Annotated in this window: 24 protein-coding genes and 1 tRNA gene; 10 read left to right on the forward strand and 15 right to left on the reverse strand. The window is 67.8% G+C overall.

The genetic code is table 11. From position 1 onward, the window contains the following. Nucleotides 1–4: 4 nt before the first annotated feature. On the reverse strand, nucleotides 5–403 hold the full coding sequence (locus tag ACIBQ6_RS22255; protein WP_397214089.1) for a hypothetical protein: 399 nt from the start codon (nucleotides 401–403) through the stop codon (nucleotides 5–7). Nucleotides 404–513: 110 nt separating this feature from the next. Then, on the reverse strand, nucleotides 514–1,959 hold the full coding sequence (locus tag ACIBQ6_RS22260) for an ASCH domain-containing protein (protein ID WP_397214091.1): 1,446 nt from the start codon (nucleotides 1,957–1,959) through the stop codon (nucleotides 514–516). 143 nt (nucleotides 1,960–2,102) lie between these two features. Here ACIBQ6_RS22260 and ACIBQ6_RS22265 point away from each other — a divergent pair, with 143 nt between their 5' ends. Both ACIBQ6_RS22265 and ACIBQ6_RS22270 read left to right on the forward strand, forming a co-directional pair. Continuing rightward, complete coding sequence (locus ACIBQ6_RS22265) at nucleotides 2,103–2,867, forward strand: GntR family transcriptional regulator (protein WP_397214094.1); 765 nt, start codon at nucleotides 2,103–2,105, stop codon at nucleotides 2,865–2,867. Between the two features lie 170 nt (nucleotides 2,868–3,037). Then, the gene (locus tag ACIBQ6_RS22270; protein WP_397214097.1) at nucleotides 3,038–3,694 is read left to right on the forward strand and encodes an HNH endonuclease family protein; all 657 of its coding nucleotides are present in this window, start codon (nucleotides 3,038–3,040) and stop codon (nucleotides 3,692–3,694) included. A gap of 450 nt (nucleotides 3,695–4,144) precedes the next feature. On the opposite strand, the gene ACIBQ6_RS22275 is transcribed toward ACIBQ6_RS22270, so the two are convergent. Both ACIBQ6_RS22275 and ACIBQ6_RS22280 read right to left on the reverse strand, forming a co-directional pair. After that, complete coding sequence (locus ACIBQ6_RS22275) at nucleotides 4,145–4,735, reverse strand: hypothetical protein (protein ID WP_397214100.1); 591 nt, start codon at nucleotides 4,733–4,735, stop codon at nucleotides 4,145–4,147. Between the two features lie 79 nt (nucleotides 4,736–4,814). Further along, nucleotides 4,815–5,018: a hypothetical protein gene (locus ACIBQ6_RS22280; RefSeq protein ID WP_397214102.1), complete on the reverse strand. Its 204-nt coding sequence runs from the start codon at nucleotides 5,016–5,018 to the stop codon at nucleotides 4,815–4,817. A 295-nt stretch (nucleotides 5,019–5,313) separates the two neighbouring features. Here ACIBQ6_RS22280 and ACIBQ6_RS22285 point away from each other — a divergent pair, with 295 nt between their 5' ends. After that, on the forward strand, nucleotides 5,314–5,595 hold the full coding sequence (locus tag ACIBQ6_RS22285) for a hypothetical protein (RefSeq protein ID WP_397214104.1): 282 nt from the start codon (nucleotides 5,314–5,316) through the stop codon (nucleotides 5,593–5,595). Here the strand turns inward: ACIBQ6_RS22285 and ACIBQ6_RS22290 are convergent, their stop codons facing one another. From ACIBQ6_RS22290 to ACIBQ6_RS22330, 9 genes are all read right to left on the reverse strand, one after another. Further along, nucleotides 5,596–5,757, reverse strand: coding sequence for a hypothetical protein (locus ACIBQ6_RS22290; protein WP_397214107.1), 162 nt, complete (start codon nucleotides 5,755–5,757; stop codon nucleotides 5,596–5,598). Nucleotides 5,758–5,761: 4 nt separating this feature from the next. Then, on the reverse strand, nucleotides 5,762–5,974 hold the full coding sequence (locus ACIBQ6_RS22295) for a hypothetical protein (protein ID WP_397214109.1): 213 nt from the start codon (nucleotides 5,972–5,974) through the stop codon (nucleotides 5,762–5,764). A gap of 85 nt (nucleotides 5,975–6,059) precedes the next feature. Continuing rightward, nucleotides 6,060–6,326, reverse strand: coding sequence for a WhiB family transcriptional regulator (locus ACIBQ6_RS22300; protein WP_397214110.1), 267 nt, complete (start codon nucleotides 6,324–6,326; stop codon nucleotides 6,060–6,062). A 166-nt stretch (nucleotides 6,327–6,492) separates the two neighbouring features. Next, nucleotides 6,493–8,808: a hypothetical protein gene (locus ACIBQ6_RS22305; protein ID WP_397214112.1), complete on the reverse strand. Its 2,316-nt coding sequence runs from the start codon at nucleotides 8,806–8,808 to the stop codon at nucleotides 6,493–6,495. Beyond that, entirely contained in the window at nucleotides 8,808–9,104 is a 297-nt protein-coding gene (locus ACIBQ6_RS22310; protein ID WP_397214114.1) for a hypothetical protein, read from the reverse strand. Before ACIBQ6_RS22310 ends, ACIBQ6_RS22305 begins: the two co-directional genes overlap by 1 nt. Beyond that, complete coding sequence (locus ACIBQ6_RS22315; RefSeq protein WP_397214116.1) at nucleotides 9,101–10,519, reverse strand: hypothetical protein; 1,419 nt, start codon at nucleotides 10,517–10,519, stop codon at nucleotides 9,101–9,103. Before ACIBQ6_RS22315 ends, ACIBQ6_RS22310 begins: the two co-directional genes overlap by 4 nt. Before the next feature lie 235 nt (nucleotides 10,520–10,754). Then, the gene (locus tag ACIBQ6_RS22320) at nucleotides 10,755–11,078 is read right to left on the reverse strand and encodes a hypothetical protein (protein ID WP_397214118.1); all 324 of its coding nucleotides are present in this window, start codon (nucleotides 11,076–11,078) and stop codon (nucleotides 10,755–10,757) included. Continuing rightward, nucleotides 11,075–11,221 (reverse strand): hypothetical protein, encoded by a 147-nt coding sequence (locus ACIBQ6_RS22325; RefSeq protein WP_397214120.1) that lies wholly within the window; start codon nucleotides 11,219–11,221, stop codon nucleotides 11,075–11,077. Before ACIBQ6_RS22325 ends, ACIBQ6_RS22320 begins: the two co-directional genes overlap by 4 nt. After that, the gene (locus ACIBQ6_RS22330) at nucleotides 11,221–11,376 is read right to left on the reverse strand and encodes a hypothetical protein (RefSeq protein WP_397214122.1); all 156 of its coding nucleotides are present in this window, start codon (nucleotides 11,374–11,376) and stop codon (nucleotides 11,221–11,223) included. Before ACIBQ6_RS22330 ends, ACIBQ6_RS22325 begins: the two co-directional genes overlap by 1 nt. Before the next feature lie 225 nt (nucleotides 11,377–11,601). Between ACIBQ6_RS22330 and ACIBQ6_RS22335 the strand changes: the two genes are divergently transcribed. The 3 genes from ACIBQ6_RS22335 (at nucleotide 11,602) to ACIBQ6_RS22345 (ending at nucleotide 13,063) form a co-directional block, all read left to right on the forward strand. After that, a complete protein-coding gene (locus ACIBQ6_RS22335; protein WP_397214124.1) occupies nucleotides 11,602–12,081 on the forward strand; it encodes a GntR family transcriptional regulator in 480 nt (159 codons plus the stop codon). 219 nt (nucleotides 12,082–12,300) lie between these two features. Continuing rightward, nucleotides 12,301–12,546: a winged helix-turn-helix domain-containing protein gene (locus tag ACIBQ6_RS22340; protein WP_397214126.1), complete on the forward strand. Its 246-nt coding sequence runs from the start codon at nucleotides 12,301–12,303 to the stop codon at nucleotides 12,544–12,546. Between the two features lie 337 nt (nucleotides 12,547–12,883). Then, nucleotides 12,884–13,063 (forward strand): hypothetical protein, encoded by a 180-nt coding sequence (locus ACIBQ6_RS22345; protein WP_352320986.1) that lies wholly within the window; start codon nucleotides 12,884–12,886, stop codon nucleotides 13,061–13,063. A 61-nt stretch (nucleotides 13,064–13,124) separates the two neighbouring features. Here ACIBQ6_RS22345 and ACIBQ6_RS22350 read toward each other — a convergent pair whose 3' ends face one another. Further along, a complete protein-coding gene (locus tag ACIBQ6_RS22350; RefSeq protein ID WP_358289744.1) occupies nucleotides 13,125–13,337 on the reverse strand; it encodes a hypothetical protein in 213 nt (70 codons plus the stop codon). Between the two features lie 161 nt (nucleotides 13,338–13,498). After that, entirely contained in the window at nucleotides 13,499–14,056 is a 558-nt protein-coding gene (locus tag ACIBQ6_RS22355; protein ID WP_397214128.1) for a hypothetical protein, read from the reverse strand. Nucleotides 14,057–15,789: 1,733 nt separating this feature from the next. Between ACIBQ6_RS22355 and ACIBQ6_RS22360 the strand changes: the two genes are divergently transcribed. The 4 genes from ACIBQ6_RS22360 to ACIBQ6_RS22375 all read left to right on the forward strand — a co-directional run bounded on the left by ACIBQ6_RS22360 (nucleotide 15,790) and on the right by ACIBQ6_RS22375 (nucleotide 17,790). Beyond that, nucleotides 15,790–16,110: a hypothetical protein gene (locus ACIBQ6_RS22360; RefSeq protein ID WP_357966825.1), complete on the forward strand. Its 321-nt coding sequence runs from the start codon at nucleotides 15,790–15,792 to the stop codon at nucleotides 16,108–16,110. A gap of 722 nt (nucleotides 16,111–16,832) precedes the next feature. Then, nucleotides 16,833–16,906, forward strand: a tRNA-Met gene (locus ACIBQ6_RS22365). A 71-nt stretch (nucleotides 16,907–16,977) separates the two neighbouring features. Next, nucleotides 16,978–17,142, forward strand: coding sequence for a 50S ribosomal protein L33 (gene rpmG, locus ACIBQ6_RS22370; RefSeq protein ID WP_019632658.1), 165 nt, complete (start codon nucleotides 16,978–16,980; stop codon nucleotides 17,140–17,142). A 198-nt stretch (nucleotides 17,143–17,340) separates the two neighbouring features. Continuing rightward, the gene (locus tag ACIBQ6_RS22375; protein ID WP_397214130.1) at nucleotides 17,341–17,790 is read left to right on the forward strand and encodes a MaoC family dehydratase N-terminal domain-containing protein; all 450 of its coding nucleotides are present in this window, start codon (nucleotides 17,341–17,343) and stop codon (nucleotides 17,788–17,790) included. Nucleotide 17,791 lies beyond the last annotated feature (1 nt).

A 17,791-nucleotide genomic window follows, 5' to 3' on the forward strand; every position in this document is an offset into this window, starting at 1 on the left:
GGCATCAGTGCTGGTCGAGGCCGTACGTCTCGATGACGTCGGCGGGCAGGTGGTCTTCGACCAGGCGGCTGAAGTCGTAGTACGCAGAGGCGGCGGCGTACGCCTCGTCGTCGTTGATCAGCTTCCACATGTCGAGGCCGCAGGCTTCGAAGATTGCTTCGAGGGAGACGCCGGGGATCTCGTCGAGTTCTGCGAGTTCGGCAGCAGCGCGGCGGTGGACCCCGGTCAGGGAGAGCGCGTAGTCGGGGAGGACGACCAGCGGGGCGCCATTCCAGCCCTGCTCGCGCATGTCGGCGGCGATGGCGTCACGGTGGTCCTCGTCGCGGACCTCGTGGAGCGGCGCGTACCCGGTGGTGTCGATGAGGTCGAGACCGAGGGGGTTAAGAACCGTCGCTGGCTGCATAGCTCAAGTATGCATTGCATGGGCGAACTATGCAAGAGGTTGAGTGGTCGCAGTGACGAGCAAGCCCCCGCTTCCTCCTTCGGGAGGGGGCGGGGGCTGCTTTGTGTTGTTCAGGGCTGTACGCGCTCGATCTCGATGGCCAGAACTCCGAGCGCTTCCTTCTCTGGCCCGTAGATGCGGCGGATGTTGGCGAGCTGCTGCTCGCGCGAGGACGTCGGGTTGACCCGCTCGGCACCCTCCGTATCGAGCATCTCCTCGAACGTCTTGTACCGGGCCACCCGCTTGACCCTGGTTGCGACCTCGTCATCGCCGCACACGAAGGTGATGGAATCTCCCGCGGCCAGGTTGCGCAGGTTCGGGTACTGCACCCGCACCTCGATGCTCTTGCTGCCGTTGGCCACCAGGTCGAAGTACTGCCGGTACAGGTTCATCCGTCGGGCGGGTACGTGCGGCTCGTGGGCTGGGCGATTGGCCATGATCCGGTCCAGTTCCTGAGCGGTGTAGCTCCGGTAGAAGTTGCGCGGGTCGTCAAGCATTCTGCCGACCAGCCACACCATCGCGTCAGCGAATGACTCGACACTGCCTGGCCAGGCAGTGATATTGAGCATCCACTCGCGAGCACCAGGCGGAGATGGAACCACGCCATCGCGGATCAAGCTCTTGGAGAGCTTGGCGCCGGTGTCTGTCAGCACCATCGGCGTGAACACGCGAGGCGGGAGCGGTGGGCCGGGCATCTGCGCGGCGGCTTCGTCGACCAGTTGCGAGCCGTACGCCCAGTCGCCGCCCTTGACCATGACAGACAGGGTGACGTCGTCACGCGCCGCCATCCGTTCCTTGACCAGGTTGCGGTACAGGGTCGAGAGGTCCACGTAGGCGCTGGACTCGGGGGTGACGGACACCTCGTACTCCCCGTGGGTGAGGCACACCGCCGCGAAGGTAGCGCCGCCGGATCCGGTGTGGATGAGCTTGGTGCGTTCGGCGCGTTTCTCGGCCCAGCCGCATTTCGGGCAGGGGAACCGTAGGTGTGCGTGGCCGTGGGACGGGGCCAGCGGCCAGCGGATCTGGTCGAGTCGTCGGAGCGTGGAGAGGAACTCGTGCCGGAAGGTGGGGGCGGCCTGTTGGGTGGTGTAGGTCTGCACCTCGTAGTCCACGCCGGTAGTGGCGGACAGCGCCTCGAACAGATCGCGGTAGTACGTGACCATGAGATCTCGGACGCCGCCGGCGCCTAGGGCGTGGTGGTAGGTCCGCTGGTAGGTGTGGCCGCTTCCGGGGTCGGTGACGACCTCGTGGGGGGCGTTGTCGAGTGCGCCGAACCGGACGACCACGTCCACGGCGAACTCCTTGCGGACGGCCTCGGCGAGTAGGAAGGCGGCCGTCTGGACCAGGGCGGTGCCGAGGTGCGGGGTGCCGTTGATCTGCGTACCGACGCACATCGCGACCAGGTCTGGGCTGGTGGCCTGCAGGCGGGGACGAATCATGTCGATGCTTCGGGTCATGGCGTTGGCCAGGACGTTGTTCGGGCTGGTGATCTCCGCTGGCAGCGTGGACTTGAGCATTGATTCTCCTGGTGGGCGGCGGGGAAGGGGGCGAGCCAGCGAAGGCCGGCTACGTTGGGTGAGTATGTGCTACATACTTCATAGACTGCAGGTGGAAGGCGGTCAATGAGTATGTAGTACATACTTCCGCTAGGGTGAGGGTCGTGATCACATCAGGCAGCTATCGCGACGTGGCGGCCACCATCCGCCAGGCCATCAATGACGGCGTCTACCCCCGCGGCACCCTGCTCCCGAACGAAGACCGGCTTGCCGAAGAACTCCACGTGAACCGGGCCACCGTGAACAAGGCCCTGCGAATCTTGAAGAGTGAGGGCTTGGTCTACGTGCACATGGGCGTGGGGACCTACGTCCACAAGCTGCCGCCACTACTGCGCGACGCCGCGGTACGGCACACCCGCGCCCATCGCGAACGCGGGGGTGTACGGGGCTCCTTGGCGAGCGAGCTGGCCCAGCTCGGGTACGAGTTGAACTCCGCCAACACGGTCGGGCCCGGTCAGCCTCCTCCGGAGGTCGCCGAAGTCTTGGGCGTCGACGCCGGCATCGACAGCGTCATCGTCCGGGCGCGACGCATGAAGGCCGAAGACGTCCCGATCCAGATCGCGATCAGCTACATCCCCCGCTCCATCGCCGACGGGACACCAATCGCCGAACCAGACCCTGGAGTCGGCGGGATCAGCAGCCGCCTGGCCGAACTGGGGCATGCTCAGGTCGAGCTTGAGGAGAACATCCGAGTCCGGCCGCCCACTCCTGATGAGGCTCGCTTCCTCCGCATGATCCCTGATCAGTGGGTGTACGAGATCTTCCATGTCGGGTGGACGGCGGACGACCGGGCCGTCAAGGTCACCACCTATGTCATGCCGACGTATCAATGGAACCTGCGTTACCGCTACGCTGCGGACCCTTCGTGACCAGTGATACTGCCCCTTCGGGGGCGGCGGGCCGCGTGGGCGGGAGGCTCCTGTCACCTTTGCGTTAAGTAACCGCACACCCACTCATCGCTACAGTGAGTGACCTAATCGTCTCTCGCTGTAGTCAGATGAAGGGTCGGAGCATGTCACACCCCCCGCGTCGTATGGCCATGGCCGCCGCCATCCTCCTCGCCACCTCCATGGTGGTAGCCGCCGCCCCCGCCGCAACCGCCGCGACCGCCCAGACACACCGACTCGGACCGCTGCTGGCTGATGCAGTCGCCGAACTCCCCGTCGCCGACGAGCGACGCGAGGGCTACCAGCGCACCGCATTTCGGCACTGGATCGACGCCGACCGAGACGGATGCAACACCAGAGCCGAAGTCCTCCTGGAGGAAGCCATCGAACCGCCCGCAGTGGGCGAGAGATGTTCGCTGACCGGCGGTTCCTGGTACAGCTACTACGACGACCAGACCGTCAACGTCGCCAGCGGGCTCGATGTCGACCACCTGGTGCCACTGGCAGAGGCGTGGGACAGTGGCGCCTACGACTGGACATCCGACCAGCGGCGGGACTACGCCAACGATCTGGACGAGTCGTGGCACCTGGTCGCAGTGACAGCCCGAAGCAACAGGTCGAAAGCCGACCAAGACCCCGCCACGTGGCAGCCGCCGTACGAGCCGGCCCGCTGCCGGTACGCGGCCGAATGGACCGCGGTCAAGATGCGGTGGTCCCTCTCCATCGATACAGCCGAGCAGCAGGCGCTGACGGCGTTGGGCGAGGCGTGTCCTGACCAGCGCCTGCCGGAGGTCGGCGACCAGATGTGACGTCCTGAATCGACAAGCCCCCGCCCGGTCCTCGCGGATCGGACGGGGGCTTCGTTGCGTTCGCCTAGCTCAGGCGCGCTTCCACCGCCACTGGTGGTTGCTGTACTCGCTGCACTTGTACCGGCGGTTGGTCCCCTTCGCATACCCGTACTTACCTCGGGCGGCGGCCGGGCAGTACGCGCCAGGGGTGACACAGCTCCAGTGGTTACCGGACCGCTGGTAGGTGCAAGCGGACGTGGAAGAGGCGGCGTGGACCTGAACCGCTGCCGAGGCCGGCACGGCGACTGCGGGGACGGCGAGCGCCGAGCTGACCAGGGCGGCGGACACGAGCAGGCGTCTGAGCACTAGGGACTCCAGATGCGTGGGGGATGGAACGTGACAAGGGTGAGACGCCAGCCGGTTGCGGGAAGTTGCCGGGAGTTGCTGTCCGGATGCGGACAGGGCTCCGGGCTACTTTTCGGGTGGAGTCACGGTGTACCCCTCGCCCTCCAGGTACTTGATAGCTGTGTCGATGTCGCGGCGGATGGCCGCTTTCAACTGCATCTGATGGAACTTCTTCCTGCCCGGCTCGATGACGTCCTTCCAGTTCGGTTTCGCGTCCACCATGCGCTCGGCGATCACGAACTCGATCACGTCCTCAAGGCACCAGCGGAAGCGCCGATGGCCGGCAGGGAAGTGGAGGCGGTGAAGGCCGCGCTCCAGCAGCGGGCCGCCCCACGCGTCGAGGACGGGGGATTGGCCGTACACCTGGATGTGAGCCTCTGGGTAGCCGTCTGCCTTGTTGCGTTCGTAGTCGAAGTGGCACAGGCACGTGTCGCCGAGTTCGTCGCCGTAGATCGCGACGAAGGATGACAGGACGGTGAAGTATTCGCCTTCGGGGTCGTAGCAGAACCGGAAGGACATATCCATCCAAGCGCGGATGGCAGTACGTGGTACGGGGCGTAGGGGGAAGGGCTCGCTATCCAGGGATGTCTTCGACAGTCCCTTCGCGACGATGACGATGTCGCGATCTCGCGGAGAGACCATCGCCGTGATCCGCACGTGATCACAGACGGTGGCGTTCAGCGTGTGCTGGACGTACTCGCCGAACTTACGAGCCTCCTGGTGAACCTTCGCGACGTCAGTATTCGCGGATGAGGAGCCAGAGCTTCCTGTGCCTGAGCGACGCGAACCTACGTTCTTTAGCCTGTCGCGCCAACTCGTCATACGTGACTCCGAGCGCGTTCAGAGCCGTCTGTTTGGCCTCCTCGTACTCGTTGGCACTCAGTTCGACTACTTCGACATCCTCTGGCTGCTCGTGTCTTGGATGCTGCAGTAACGCCATCACGACCTCCTCTTCGACCCCCGACGAGCCACTCGAATTGGTCTCTTGCAGTCAAGATAACCTCGATGTGAGACAGAAAACACTGGCCGGTGCTGCTACACGTTGATCGCTGCTGGTTGTTTTCCCTGCTCTTACGGCATCGCGGAGATTGGACGAAACGCTACGCCGACACGTTGCCAAGAACTCGATAACAGTCGAGACAAGATGGAGCCCCAGCGAAGGTGAAGCTCGTCGTGTCGCACACTCGTTCGGTCGTAGGATCCTGGCGAAACACCACGCACCGGGGGAGATCCGCATGGCCGACCACGAACTGCCCGTCGACTTGATCGAGGCGCAGCGAGCGTTCTACCGGGCTGAGGAGCGCTGCGCTGAGCTGGTAGCCGCCGAGCCGTCCCCCGTCGCTGTAGCAGCGTTGGAGGCCGAGCTGAGCGACGAGCAGCGCCAGGCCCTCGCCGCGGCCCGGGAGGAGCGGCTGCAGATCGTGGAGCGGATCCACCGGCACCCGTTCTGGAAGGACGTCGAGGCCGGCGACCGGATCAAGGTGCAGGCCCGGCTGCGCGAGGCTGCCAGAGCCTGATCAGGTGTCGAGGCCGTCGGCGAGCCTCTGCTGCGCTGCCTCCGTGAGACCTGTGGGCGGCTTCTCCAGTTCGGCCAGGAGGTAGGCGAGGCGTTCTTCTGTGGTCATGTCGGCCCAGACTGGCTGCAGGTCCGGGTCGTCCTCGGGAGGTAGGTCGCTCACCTGCTCATCCTGCGGCGGAGGCTTGATCAATCGCAGGGAAGTCGTAGATTTCGACCAGGTCGGCGAGGTCCACGTGCTCAGCTAGCCGCTCGATGGTGGCGGCGTAGGCGACGTGGTAGCGGCGCCCGTTCACGGTCTGGCTCACCTTGTAGAGCGGGGCGACGTTGAGGACGATCACCTCTACTTCGATGCCGTTGGGGCCGTGCCAGCGTGTCACCCGTTCAATCTACGCAAAACGGACACATGTTCCGGACGTGGCGAGCCCCCGGCCCCATCGTGGGAAGGCCGGGGGCTCACGAACCTCAGGCAGCAAGGTCAAGCGGCTGCAGGCGCTGGCGCTCTGCAGGGGTGAGGCCGCCGAAGATGCCAAACGGGATGTCCTCAGCGAGGGCGTAGGCGAGGCAGGCAGCGCGGGCAGGGCAGGCGTGGCAGATGGTCTGCGCGGGGCCGGCTGGGGCGCCATGCTCGGGGAACCATGCCTCTGGATCAGCCTCGGCGCAGAGTGCGCCGTCCATCCACGAGGCGGCGGTCACGTAGTCGTCCAGGTCGGCCAGCGCGTCGATCAACATGAGGTCTCCTTCGTCACTTTGAGTAGTTCGCAGGATGTCCACGAGATGTCTACGAGCGATGTCCAGGAGACACCGTCTGGACATCCACCCCCCGCGTACGCGCGCACGTGTGGAGAGGCCCGGGAGCGGGAGGGGCGGTCGCCGGGGGAGAGAGGCTCACTATCCGTCACTGTCCCCGCCTCCCGGGGGCGTGGGACTCCAGTGGTAGGGCCGAGTCGGACCCACCCTCTACCTGGGCCTCCCCACCCCTGCCCGAGGGGTCATCTGGGGGTATCCGCAGGTGGGCGTGTCGGCCTCCCTCGGCCGGCTTGGGGTCGTCTCCCCCTTCGGCTCGCCCCGACCGCAGCTCCTCCTCCGCCGCCAGCGCGCCCGCGACCAGCTCCCGCTCCCCCGCGCTTCGCCGCCACTGCCCCTGCTTCGGTTGCTCGATCAGTCCCCTGCGCCGCCAGGCCGCCCGCCGTGCGCTCGCCCACGCGCGGCTACGAGGCGATACGGCGTCGTTGGACATCGCGGTGGTCACCAAGCCGGGGGAGAGGTGGACTGCCACCAGGGCGCGCAGGTGCGGATCGGTGATCTCTGTGGTGAGCGCTCCCAACTCGTCGGGCGGCTCGATCGCCTCTGTCACCACCAGGCGCCGCTCATCGGCCGCGGCTACTCGGGGCCCTCTTCGGACGGCGCGGCGCTCCCGGGCCTGGCGGACCATCTCCCGCTGCGCGTCGCTGGCATGCTGCAGCAGCGTGTCCGGCAATCCCGCCCACCTGTCGCGGTAGTACGGAAGCCGTTCCGCGGTCGAGGACTCCAGCGTGGGGGCGATGCCTTCCGTTGCTGCCGCGGCCTCCATCAACATCACGTCCGTCACCTCAGGCGTGAACAGCAAGGTCGTGTCATCAGAGCCAGACGACTGGACGTAGAACGCTCCAGGGGGCAGCTCGCTCGTCCGGAACCGGTTCCAGCCACGCAGCAGGAACTGGGAGTCGGCGTCGTTGCGGGTCCGGCCGGCGAAGCTCGTGGTGAAGTTCGGCAGCAGCTTCGGGTGCACCGAGTCCTGATTGAAGTACTGGGTGGCGCCGTGGACGGCGAGGTTGAACGCCCGCCCTTCGGACGTCACCTTGTTGGTGTCCTCGACGGTCGACGCCGCGGCTTTGCGGGTCTTGGCCCAGATGACGCGTACCTCATCGGCGAACACCTCTACGGCGGGCCAGTCTCGGGTAGCTGGAAGGACCTGGTTGTGCTCGGGCAGCAGCAGCTCGGCCCGTAGCGGGATCATTGCGGCAGCGTCGGCCATCATCTCGGCGGCCTGCTCCTCCGTCACGGCGATCCGGTCGATTCGGGGCAGCAGGTGGGCGTACGCTTTGCCGCCGGACTTGAGGTCGATCACCCAGATGAGCTTCGGCGTGTAGGCGGCCAGCAGGGCGCGCAGGCGGAGCAGGTTGGATTTGGTGGAGCCTGTCTTGCCGCCGTACAGGCCGTGGACCGCGCCGTAGCCCTCCACGAACGGGAAGACGTAGAACGGCTCTCCGTCGTCTGTGCAGCCCAGCCACACCCCGTCGTAGGCAGTTCGCGGCATCTGCGGAGGGTCGAACGCGACCGTCCGCGCTTCGATGCGGCCTTCCTGCCAGACCAGCACCACGCGGGCGGAGGAGGTGTGCTTGGGGTCCTGCCTGATGTCGCGGATGCTGCCCTTCGGCCAGTGCATCCCCGTCTCGATGTGGCGGCGGGCGGCAGGCTTGTCGATGTCCTCACGGGTGACGTTCACCGGCAGTCGGAGCGGGAACGCCACCTGGCCGGTGCCGGTCACTTCGGGTCGGGTGACGGTGACGCCGGCGAACCCGTTCGCGGCGAAGACCATCGGCAGGGCCGCGGCCCAGTTGCGGACGCGCTCGCGCAGGTGCCGCCACGCGCGCACATCACGCGGCAGCCACCAGGCGGCGAGCACCGCCGCGGTGAGGGCAAGCCATATCCCGTTGATGACTTCACTCGGCCCCCACGCGGTGGCCGCGGTCATCCACGCGCCGAGCACCACTAGGGCTCCGGCTACCGTGTCGGCCTGCACGGGGAGCACGCCTGTACGGTCCACCAGCACGCGCGCCGCGGCGGCCAGGCAAGCCATCGTCAGGGCGACAGCAGCCCACGGCGCGCCGAGCAGGTGAGCGGCGGCAGCGAGGACGTACAGCGCCGAGCATGCCCACCATGCGGCGTGCAGGTCCCGGTGCCGCCACAGCCGCCTCCCGATCCGCTTGGCCAGCCACCACCCGGGCACGCGCGCCAGCCACCACAGGAGCGGGATCGGCCACACCAGCAGCAGGACGGGCAGCGGCAGCCGCACAAACCACGGCGCCTTGCTCTCGGGAACGGAAGGTGCCGGCACCAGCTCGGTGCTGGTGCCGCCCTCGCGGTGGGCGCTCAGTGCTCCTCGTGCGGGGCGGCGCATCAGATGCCACAACGTCGCGGCGACACCGACGAGGAGCAGCGACAGCAGCATCAGATGTCCTCAGAGGAGGGGAGTGTCTGCGGTGGGTCGAGTGAGCCGATCCCGGCGGCGAGGATTACCAGGACGGCGGCAATGCCATGAAGGGCGTGCCAGCAGAACCGGGCGCATGCCGCCAGCAGGAGCAGGGCGACAACGATGGCGATCTGGAGTGAGCGGCAAACGATCCGACGCCACCCGCACACCTGCAGTCGAGCGCGAATCTGAGCCGGCGTGAGCGCGTCGGGTGACACCTCGCGGACTCCGCACACGAGGAGGGTCAGGACCAGCCACGGCAGCAGAGCACTCATGCCATGCTCCGCTTCGGGTCGGCCTTGCGGCGCTGACGCCACGGCAGCTCCGCCACCCACTCCTTGCGCTTACGGGAGGCGAGGGAGGCATCGGCGCCTGCGTGATCGGCGAGATCCTTCACGCTGGGGTAGCGGTCTTCAGCGACTTCGCTGTCCCAGAAGGAGCGCATGGCCTGGGTCTTTGAGCCGGTCCGGGGGTCGTCGTTGACCTCTTCGTTGACGCCTGCGCCGGTCAACAGCGGGGTCATGTACGGGTCGGTCGAGAGCAGCCGTTCGAGGTCGTAGGAGGCGTCGTCGTTGACGTCGAAGTTGAGTCCGCCGTTGACCGGTCCGGCGGTCAACTCGGCGGTCATCGGGAAGGTCAACTTTCCCGCCTCGCGATGGGAGGAAACGGCGCCGTTGTTGACCTTGCCATTGACCTCAGAGTTGACCTGTGTCGAGGTCATGTCGAGGGTCACGCGTTCGGTCAACGCCATCAAGGTCAGGGCGGCCCGGTCGAGTGCGCGCTGAGTGGCCTCGGCCGAGTCGAAGCGCTGCTCCTGCTCGATGGCGGCCAACGCTTCGGCGCGCTTCTCCTGGGTGACGGGGTCGGCCCAGGGGGCGATCCGCTGACGCTGGACGAGGGCGTCGACGCTGCGCAGGGTGTCGATCTGGTCGAGCAGCGCCTGCTGTGCGCTCTCGTCGGAGGCGAGGCTGGCGTGCTCGACGGCCTGGGCGACCCTCTTGCGAAACAGGCCGAGAGCCTTGCGGCGCTTGCTGTCCTTGGCCTGCTGCTGGTCGTCCACCCGCAGCACGGCGAGGGCGGCCCGACTGATGCGGCGCTGCCGGTCGACGTCGCCCGCGGTCCGGTCGGTCGCTTCGGCCAGGCCCAGCCGTACGAGGATGCGTTCGGGGGTGAGTCGCCAGTTGATGCGGCCGGTGCCGCGGATGCGGTGGCGTTCGATGGCCATGCCGCGTTCCCACAGCCACGCGGCTACGAGGGGGGCGGCCAGGCGGAAGACGGCCTCGGGGAGGCTTCGGGCGTCCATGCTGGACAGGACCGCGGTGAGAGCGGTGAGCGCCCACACGGCGATGCCGTCGATGCCGGCGGAGAAGTTCTCCCGCATGTTGCGGCGGGCGCGGACGGCCGAGGTCACAATGGCGACTTCGACGAACGCGAACAGCAGCAGCCGTAGCGGCCCGTCCAAGCCGAGCACGTCTCCGGAGAAGCGCCACATGCCTTGGGCGGATACGCCGGTCGCGATCGATGCTGCCACGATCGTCAGGACGTCCTCGACCGGCCGGCCGGACAGCCAGCGGCGGCCCTGTGCGAAGAGGCCCCGCAGCAGGAACACGGTCAGGGCCAGCCCGAGAATCCCGGCGGTCCATGGGACGTACCACGGGACAGGTCCCGTTAATTCAAGTAGGTTCTGCATCGATCGGCTCTCTCGGTGTCGCGGGAGTGTCCGGTTGCAGGGCTCTCTGTCTGGGCGGCAACCCGGGCGGAGAGTCCTTATTCGTTTGTGAGGGGGTCGTCCCTGGGGAGGTCCCGGCCCGCAGCGGGCGCCAGAGCGCTGGTTCTGGCTGCGCGAGACCTCCCCCAGGGGTGGCATTGAGTGCCCTCACCCCGGCATCCCCCTCCGGCTACCAGGGCGAGGGCGGTCTAAGGGGTCAGCGCCTCAGATGGTGCAGGTAGATGCCGTAGGCCCTCTGCATCAAAGCGGTGCGGAGAGCATGGTCAGAGATGCGAAGCCTCGCAGCCGCCCTCGCGTACTCGCCCGATATCGGCACGGGCCCGAGCTTGTTCAGCATGTGGAGCAGAGTCACAGCGGCTAGCACGTCAGCGTCCTCGGCTGGCCGCCAGGGCTTCTCCTGGTGGCCTCGCCGGCCGGATTCGGTCAGCCACCATCCGCCTTCGACGTCGATCTCGAAGTTGTAGACGACCCCCTGTGGGGCGATGGCGGCGAACTCGTCGCGGTAGTCGCGGGGGATCACTGGTCCTCCGGTTCCTGGACGACCTGCCCCACCCAGTGGCCGCCTGCTCGTTTGGGGCAGGCAGTACCGGTGGGGCCTTCCCACTTGCCGTCGGCGTTCTCCTCGACGGTGGACCCGCACGCCAGGCAGAAGAGGAAGCCCATCACAGGTCTCCCGTCCGCTGACTGGAGTCGGACGTGGGAGTGCAGGGGGCGATGCTGCGGCGGAGCCGGGCCGCGGTGAGGCGACGCCACCGCTCGAACAGCATCAGCTCGTCCTCAGCGCGGGTGCCGGTCAGGAGGTCATCAGGGCATCGCACGTCCTGACGGAGGTCTTCGGTAGCGAGGGGAGGCCCGTCATCTCCGCCGGAGGTGACCGGGCTCTCCCGGCTAGGCAAGTCGGGGAGGGCCATGCCGTTGAAGGTACTCCTAGACGAGCTATCTGGTCTAGTAGTAGATATAAGTTGTCCTGTGACTCTTAAGATCTCGACAAGAAGAATGTAGTGGTTCAATAGGGCACCAGATAGCTCATCTACCGTGCCCACGTGCTCAATCGTGAGGGACCCGTGCCGCTCTACAAGCAGGTTGCAGCCGAGATCAGGCGCCGCATCGAGAGCGGTGAGATACCGCCTGGGCACGCCGTCCCGAGCGAGCAGGAGATCGAGGACGAGTTCGACGTCTCGCGGATCACGGCGACCAAGGCGCTCCGGCTACTGCGTAGCGAGGGGGTCGTCTATCTGGTGCCGGGGCGTGGGACGTTCGTCGGCCCCGAGGATGCCCCTCGCGTGTCGAAGGCGACCAAACCGTACGAGCGGATCGCCGGCGAGCTCGCCGAGCGGATCAGGGCGGGGGAGTTGCGGCCTGAGCTGCCGATCCCGAGCGAGAAGACGCTCATGCAGCAGTACGAGGTGGCGAAGGGAACCGTCCGCCGGGCAGTTGCTCTGCTTCGTGAGCAGGGCTGGGTGTTCACAGTAGAGAAGCGCGGCAGCTACGTGTCGCCCAAGAAGGACTGGCCCAAGAGCTGACCGTCAGGGAGCAGCAGAGCGGCCCCGTCTCCTGGAGGAGGCGGGGCCGCTCTATGTGGTGCGGCGGCGTGGGCCCGACAGCCCCGCGAGGAACTGCTCCCACGCCACCGCTTCGTTCCGATCTACCCAGGTTCGTTATGGGTACACCTGGGACGACCTAGGACCACCTAGGATTTGCCCGGTTTACTGGGGTCTTCGGGGGACCACTACGTTCGTTTCATGATCAAGTGGCGACCACCGCACTTGTGGGAGCACGTCGCGGAGACGCTGCGGAGCCGCATTGTCAGCGGCGAGTACCCGCCGCAGAGTCGTATGCCGTCCATCCGCACGGTGATGCAGGAGTTCGAAGTCGGCAGGAACACGGCCCTGCATGCGTTGGAACACCTCGAAGAGGAGGGCTACGCGGTGATGGTCCAGTCTCAGGGGACGTTTGTGACGCCGCCCGAGGAGTGGCCTAGCCGGTGAGCCGCGCGGAGACGGGCCATCGCGCGTTCGCGATGGATTCGCGATGATCTTCAGATAATGATCTCGGTTGCTTGGTGATGGCTGATAAATCTAGGCACTCTGACCTGCATCAACACCGAAAAGTGCTGGTCGCCTCCTTGGCCGAATCTGCATGGTAAGGAGAAGGTCAACGGTTCGATTCCGTTTGGGGGCTCTTGTAATGAGCAGATACGACGCCCGGCCAAGGTGACTTGGAACCGGGCGTTTTTCGTTGTGCGGGTTGGGTTGGGATGCGCTTGTTTCGGGGCTTCAGCCGGCCCCAAGAAGGCTCCAAGCGCCGGCGTGTTCCATGACGGTCATGAGAAACATGTTCGCGGCCCGTGGTGTGCGCCGGGCGCTGGCTCTGATCCTGCTCTCCGTCTCGACCGTGCTGACGATCAGCGTGGCGAGCAGCCCCGCCTACGCGTGGAACCCGGCGAACGACGGCTGGCACAAATGCCTGATCGACGGCAAATGGATGTGGTGCAAGGACCTGTAGGTCCTGCGGGCGAGCCGCTCTTCCCCGTGCGGGGAGGGGCGGCTTCTCGGTTGTGCGGCTCTCATGCTCTGGCCTTCCGGGACGCGAAGGCGGGGAGGTCGATCACCTCGACCAGGTCGGCGAGGTCCACGTGGTGGACGATCTGGGCGATGGTGCCGTAGTAGCCGAGGAGGTAGCGGCGGCCGTTCACCGTCTGGGTGACCTTGATGCGTTGCCTCGCGCCGAGGGTGATGACCTCGACGAGGATGCCGCGGGGGCCGTGCCAGCGTGTCACGCCACAACTCTACGCAAAACGGACAAAAGCATAGAATGCGGACCGGCGGGCAGTAGGCCGGTGAGGGTTGGTTGCCCACACCTGAAAGCTCCGGACGCGGGGAAGCGTCCGGAGCTTTCGCGTGCCCGGCGTTGGACGTTCCGCGGGTTCGCTGCCCGGCGCTAGGCAGTCTCGTCGAGGGGCGGGTAGGCGAAGTGGCGGGTGTCGGCGAAGGTCTGCGGGCCGGTGAGCCGGTAGCCGTGGGCGGCCTCGCTGGTGGTGTGGTACGGCCCCACGTCCACGGTGTCGGCGATCGACCAGACGCCTCTCACCTGCTGTTTGACGACGTAGAGGAACTCGTTGAAGTCCAGTGAGGAGGAGACGAAGGTGTTGAGCACGGTCAGCGATCGGCGTCCCGTGGTCAGCGCCGGCGGCAGGTCCACGGACTGGTCCCGCCAGCGGTAGGTGTTCTCGACGGGCAGGGGGTGCCACGCGCCGGCGGGGGCGCCGTTCACGGTGATGGCGGCCTGCTGCATGGAGATGCCGGCGTCCAGGCGGCGGATCAGCCGTACGCCGGTGTTGGCGGGGTCCACGGTCACGGTGAACCGGCTCGCCCCTCCGTGGCCGAACGCGCGCCCGTCGTCCGAGACCGGGCGGCCGAGCGCGAAGGGCTGCACATGCCGCGGCGCCACCCACAACCCGACCACCACCCCAACCCCGACCGCCCCCACCACCACCAAAGCCCCAATCCCAACCCCCCGCCACCGCCCCCACCTCCCCCCAGCAGACGCCCCCACCCCACCCGCAGAGACCACCACCCCACCCGCCGGAGCCGCTGCCCCGCCAGCCGTGACGGCCGCCCCACCCGCCGGAGCCGCTGCCCCCCTTGCCGGCACGCCTGGCCCCCCGCCGACCGGGGAAGCGTCGGCGGGAAGACCATCGACCAGGGAAGCGACACCGGCGGGGAGCCCGCTGGCGGCGGGGACACCGCTTCCGGGCAGGGCGGCCCCGAACTCGTCCGCAGGCGGCCCGCCACCAGAACTCCCCTCAGCGGGAAGCCTGTCGGCTGGAAGCGCGCCGCCGGAGGGAGCGCCCATAGGGGGAGCGCCGAAGGCAACACCCCCGCTGGACAGAGCATCGGAAACCCCGCCTCCCGCAATCCCGTCAACGGGGATCCCACTCGCCCAAAGGCCACCTCCCGGAGCCTCACCCGCTGGAGACCCCTCACCCGGCCGCCCCTCGCCCAGCCGACTCCCGCCCGGCAAACCATCGCCCGGCAGGCCCCGGGCCAGTAGCCCTGCGCCGGGCAGTCCTGCGCCGGACAGTCCCTCGCCCGGCAGTCCTGCGCCGGGCAGACCCTCGCCCGGTAGCCCTCCGCCCCGCAGGCCCTCGCTGGGCAGGCCCCCGCCCGGGAGACCGCCCACCGGAAGTGCGCTGCCCGGAAGTGCGGCGACCGGGGGACCGTCGGCCGGAAGTGCGGCGACCGGGGGACCTGCGACTGGGGGGTCCTTGACCAGGGGGCCATCGGCGGGGAGAGCGCCGCCGGCGGAAGGGGTGACGGGCGTGGCCGCTGGGGCTGCGGCCGGGGCAGATGCCGGAGGTGTTCCACTTATCGCCATCTGAGCGCCTGTCGAGCCCTCTGCCCCTTCGTGGAACCCAGAGAATCCGGGAAGCGCAGCCCCATGGCCGGGGCCTCCAACAAGAGGTGCAGCCCCTTGGCCAGGGCCTCCAGGCGGCGTCGTGCCGAGCTCGGCACGGCTGTCGACGGGCACGGCGTCCGGCCGGCTCAGCTCCGCAGGAGGCACGGCACCCGGCTGAGGCAGCCCCTCGAGGGGACCGGCGTGCGGATGGACGGAGGCGACGTCAGGAACCCCGGAATACTCGAAGGGCGGAACGCCGGGGGACAACGCCATCCGGGTGAGCTGGAAGCCGGACGGGGGCATGCGGTTGATCCGCACACGCTCCCAGGCCCGCTCCCACTCCGGCACTCGATGCTCGGGCACCCCGCAAGCCCGCAGGAACGTCACCATCACCGCCTTCTTCGGAAACCGCCGTCCGGCCAGCATGTCCGCACAGGTCGCCCGGGGAAGCCGGGGCCCGCCCGCCCTGTCCGCCCGTGCCTGGAGCTCCCGCAACGACACGTCCGCCCGCGCGAACTGCTCGGCGAGGAGCCTCACCAGACCCTCGTGACAGCTCACCGACTCCACGCCAGGTTCCGCGCCTTCCTGGTCCTCGCCCATCGCCCCTCTCCCCGACCCGGCCTTCTTCTGTCCGACAGTGTACGAACGATGACCGTACGTGTCCGGAGGGATTTCAGGGACGTCCGAGTCAGGCTCGCCTGTGGACGACTCCGGACGAGTCTGTCCGCCCTGCTGTTGGACACCGGCGCTCGGTCGCTTTCCTGGCATTCGAGCGCAGACCAGCGCCGAAAGCCCGAGCAGCACAAGCAGAACGAGCAGAAGAGGAAGACGACATGAACAGGAAACTGGCACTCGCCGCAGGTGTCGCCGCCGTCCTTTCCGGGCTTGTCATCCCGTCCGCCCCCGCCTCGGCCGGCAGCCTCCAGTGCAACAGCGGCCGGGCCCCGGAGGACGGCTACGTCGGCCGCGCCGACTGCCACAACCCGACCGGCCAGACCTGGGTCTACCGCGCCGTGATCACGTGCGGCTGGAGCCCGGACGTCGTCGGCCCGTGGATCACGCTCGGGCCCGGAGCCTCGGGCCGGTCCGAGGGCAAGTGCGCAAGCTGGGGCAGCGGCGTCGGCGCTGTAGGCGTCGACGAACGCCAGGCATGAGACCCCGCCCGGTCCGGGCCCCCTCGGGTCCGAGGCGCGGGGCTGACAGGGCTCGGATGCGCCCTCGGATCCGAGGGGCGGGCGGGTGGGGCGCGGCTCGTCGTTGAGGAGCCGGAGCGCGGTCGAGGTGGGCGGCACCTCGCCGGACATCCGTGCGGCACGCGCTCCCCTTGCGCGGTCGCACGGGTGTCCACCGCACTCTCTTGCGCCCCCGGGGTCGTCCGCCCAGGGCTGTCCGCGTCTGTCCGCTTCGCCACTGCGCTGGCTTCGGCTGCGTGACACCTCCGGGTGGGCGCAGGCGTCCGCTGCGGGCCCTCTCCGCCGCTGCGTCGGCGTCCGTCGCGGACACCCCTCCGTCTCCCGCGCGGGTCGTCCCCGCGTGGAGGCGTGCCGCCGGCGTTCGCCGGGGGCACGCCCGTTCGCCGTACGGACGGGCGTCGCCGGCGGCCGCCGGGGGGCCCTTCCGACCACCGCGTGGACGGGCGTCGCCGGGGTGTGTTCGGTGCTGCGTGCCTGGTCCGGAGGTTCGCGTCGGTAAAGGGGGGCTGCTAGTGTGGCGATGGCCTCCGCGGGTGATTCCCCAGGCGAGACCCAGGTGGCATGATCGGATTTCGGTTGTCGGAGGTTCCTGGGGCATACTGGTAGCACCCCACCCGATCAGGTGAGTTACTAATGTGCTCCCAGCTTCGGGTATCCTCTACGGGCCGGGAGTTTCCGGCCAAGGCGGAGTAGCTCAGTCAGGCAGAGCAAACGGCTCATAATCGTTGTGTCGCCGGTTCAAGTCCGGCCTCCGCTACTACCCAATCCCAGGTCGGTCGGCCTGGGTACGGGTGTGTCCATGTCCCGAACGTAGAAAGGCACTCCCAAGTGGCTGCCACCGACGTTAGGCCGAAGATCACGCTGGCCTGCCAGGAGTGCAAGCACCGCAACTACATCACGCGGAAGAACCGGCGCAACGACCCGGATCGGCTTGAGCTGAAGAAGTACTGCCCGAACTGCCGCTGCCACCGCGCGCACCGCGAAACCCGCTAGCGGTACTTCTGCCTCCATATCGCACAACCGGCGTCCCGGACGGGGCGCCGGTTTGTCGTGTTTTCACTGCTTTGAGGCGCCTTCTTAGGCGCTGACCCGGGTCCCGGCAAAAAGCACGCCATGAGCGGCGACAGCCGAACCTTGTTCTGTTACCGTCTGCCTCAGCAGCGCTCGTTGAAGACATACGAGGGAGCACTGATGGCCTTGAACCGTGACTTCGTGGGCAGGACCTATCCATCCGCCGCCCCGTACGAGGTCAGCCGGGTGAAGATCAAGGAGTTCGCGACGGCGATCGGCGACAACAACCCGGTCTACCGCGACAGGGAGGCCGCCAGGGCCGCCGGATACCCCGACGTGATCGCGCCGCCCACGTTCCCCATCGTGTTCAGCCTGCAGGCGGGCGGCGAGGCGCTGGTCGACCCCGAGCTGGGCCTGAACCTGGCGATGGTGGTCCACGGCGAGCAGCGGTTCGAGTACGTCAGGCCCGTCTGCGCGGGCGACGAGCTGGTCACCACCGCGACGATCACCGACATCAGGAGCGTCGGACGCAACGAGCTGCTGACGATCAGGAGCGACGTGACGACGGTCGCCGGAGAGCCGGTCTGCACGACCTACAACACGATCGTCGAGCGCGGAGGGGCGGGCTGAG

The organism is Nonomuraea sp. NPDC049655 (assembly GCF_044465465.1).
GTDB lineage: Bacteria > Actinomycetota > Actinomycetes > Streptosporangiales > Streptosporangiaceae > Nonomuraea.

Bases quoted from the DNA above. Each gene is read 5' to 3' on its own strand.
- ACIBQ6_RS22375 (WP_397214130.1), top strand. From the start codon at position 17,341: ATGGCCTTGAACCGTGACTTCGTGGGCAGGACCTATCCATCCGCCGCC.
- ACIBQ6_RS22300 (WP_397214110.1), bottom strand. From the start codon at position 6,326: ATGTTGATCGACGCGCTGGCCGACCTGGACGACTACGTGACCGCCGCC.
- ACIBQ6_RS22315 (WP_397214116.1), bottom strand. From the start codon at position 10,519: ATGCAGAACCTACTTGAATTAACGGGACCTGTCCCGTGGTACGTCCCA.
- ACIBQ6_RS22345 (WP_352320986.1), top strand. From the start codon at position 12,884: ATGAGAAACATGTTCGCGGCCCGTGGTGTGCGCCGGGCGCTGGCTCTG.
- ACIBQ6_RS22260 (WP_397214091.1), bottom strand. From the start codon at position 1,959: ATGCTCAAGTCCACGCTGCCAGCGGAGATCACCAGCCCGAACAACGTC.
- ACIBQ6_RS22305 (WP_397214112.1), bottom strand. From the start codon at position 8,808: ATGCTGCTGTCGCTGCTCCTCGTCGGTGTCGCCGCGACGTTGTGGCAT.
- ACIBQ6_RS22325 (WP_397214120.1), bottom strand. From the start codon at position 11,221: ATGGGCTTCCTCTTCTGCCTGGCGTGCGGGTCCACCGTCGAGGAGAAC.
- ACIBQ6_RS22285 (WP_397214104.1), top strand. From the start codon at position 5,314: ATGGCCGACCACGAACTGCCCGTCGACTTGATCGAGGCGCAGCGAGCG.
- ACIBQ6_RS22360 (WP_357966825.1), top strand. From the start codon at position 15,790: ATGAACAGGAAACTGGCACTCGCCGCAGGTGTCGCCGCCGTCCTTTCC.
- ACIBQ6_RS22340 (WP_397214126.1), top strand. From the start codon at position 12,301: ATGATCAAGTGGCGACCACCGCACTTGTGGGAGCACGTCGCGGAGACG.
- ACIBQ6_RS22255 (WP_397214089.1), bottom strand. From the start codon at position 403: ATGCAGCCAGCGACGGTTCTTAACCCCCTCGGTCTCGACCTCATCGAC.
- ACIBQ6_RS22310 (WP_397214114.1), bottom strand. From the start codon at position 9,104: ATGAGTGCTCTGCTGCCGTGGCTGGTCCTGACCCTCCTCGTGTGCGGA.
- ACIBQ6_RS22280 (WP_397214102.1), bottom strand. From the start codon at position 5,018: ATGGCGTTACTGCAGCATCCAAGACACGAGCAGCCAGAGGATGTCGAA.
- ACIBQ6_RS22270 (WP_397214097.1), top strand. From the start codon at position 3,038: ATGGCCGCCGCCATCCTCCTCGCCACCTCCATGGTGGTAGCCGCCGCC.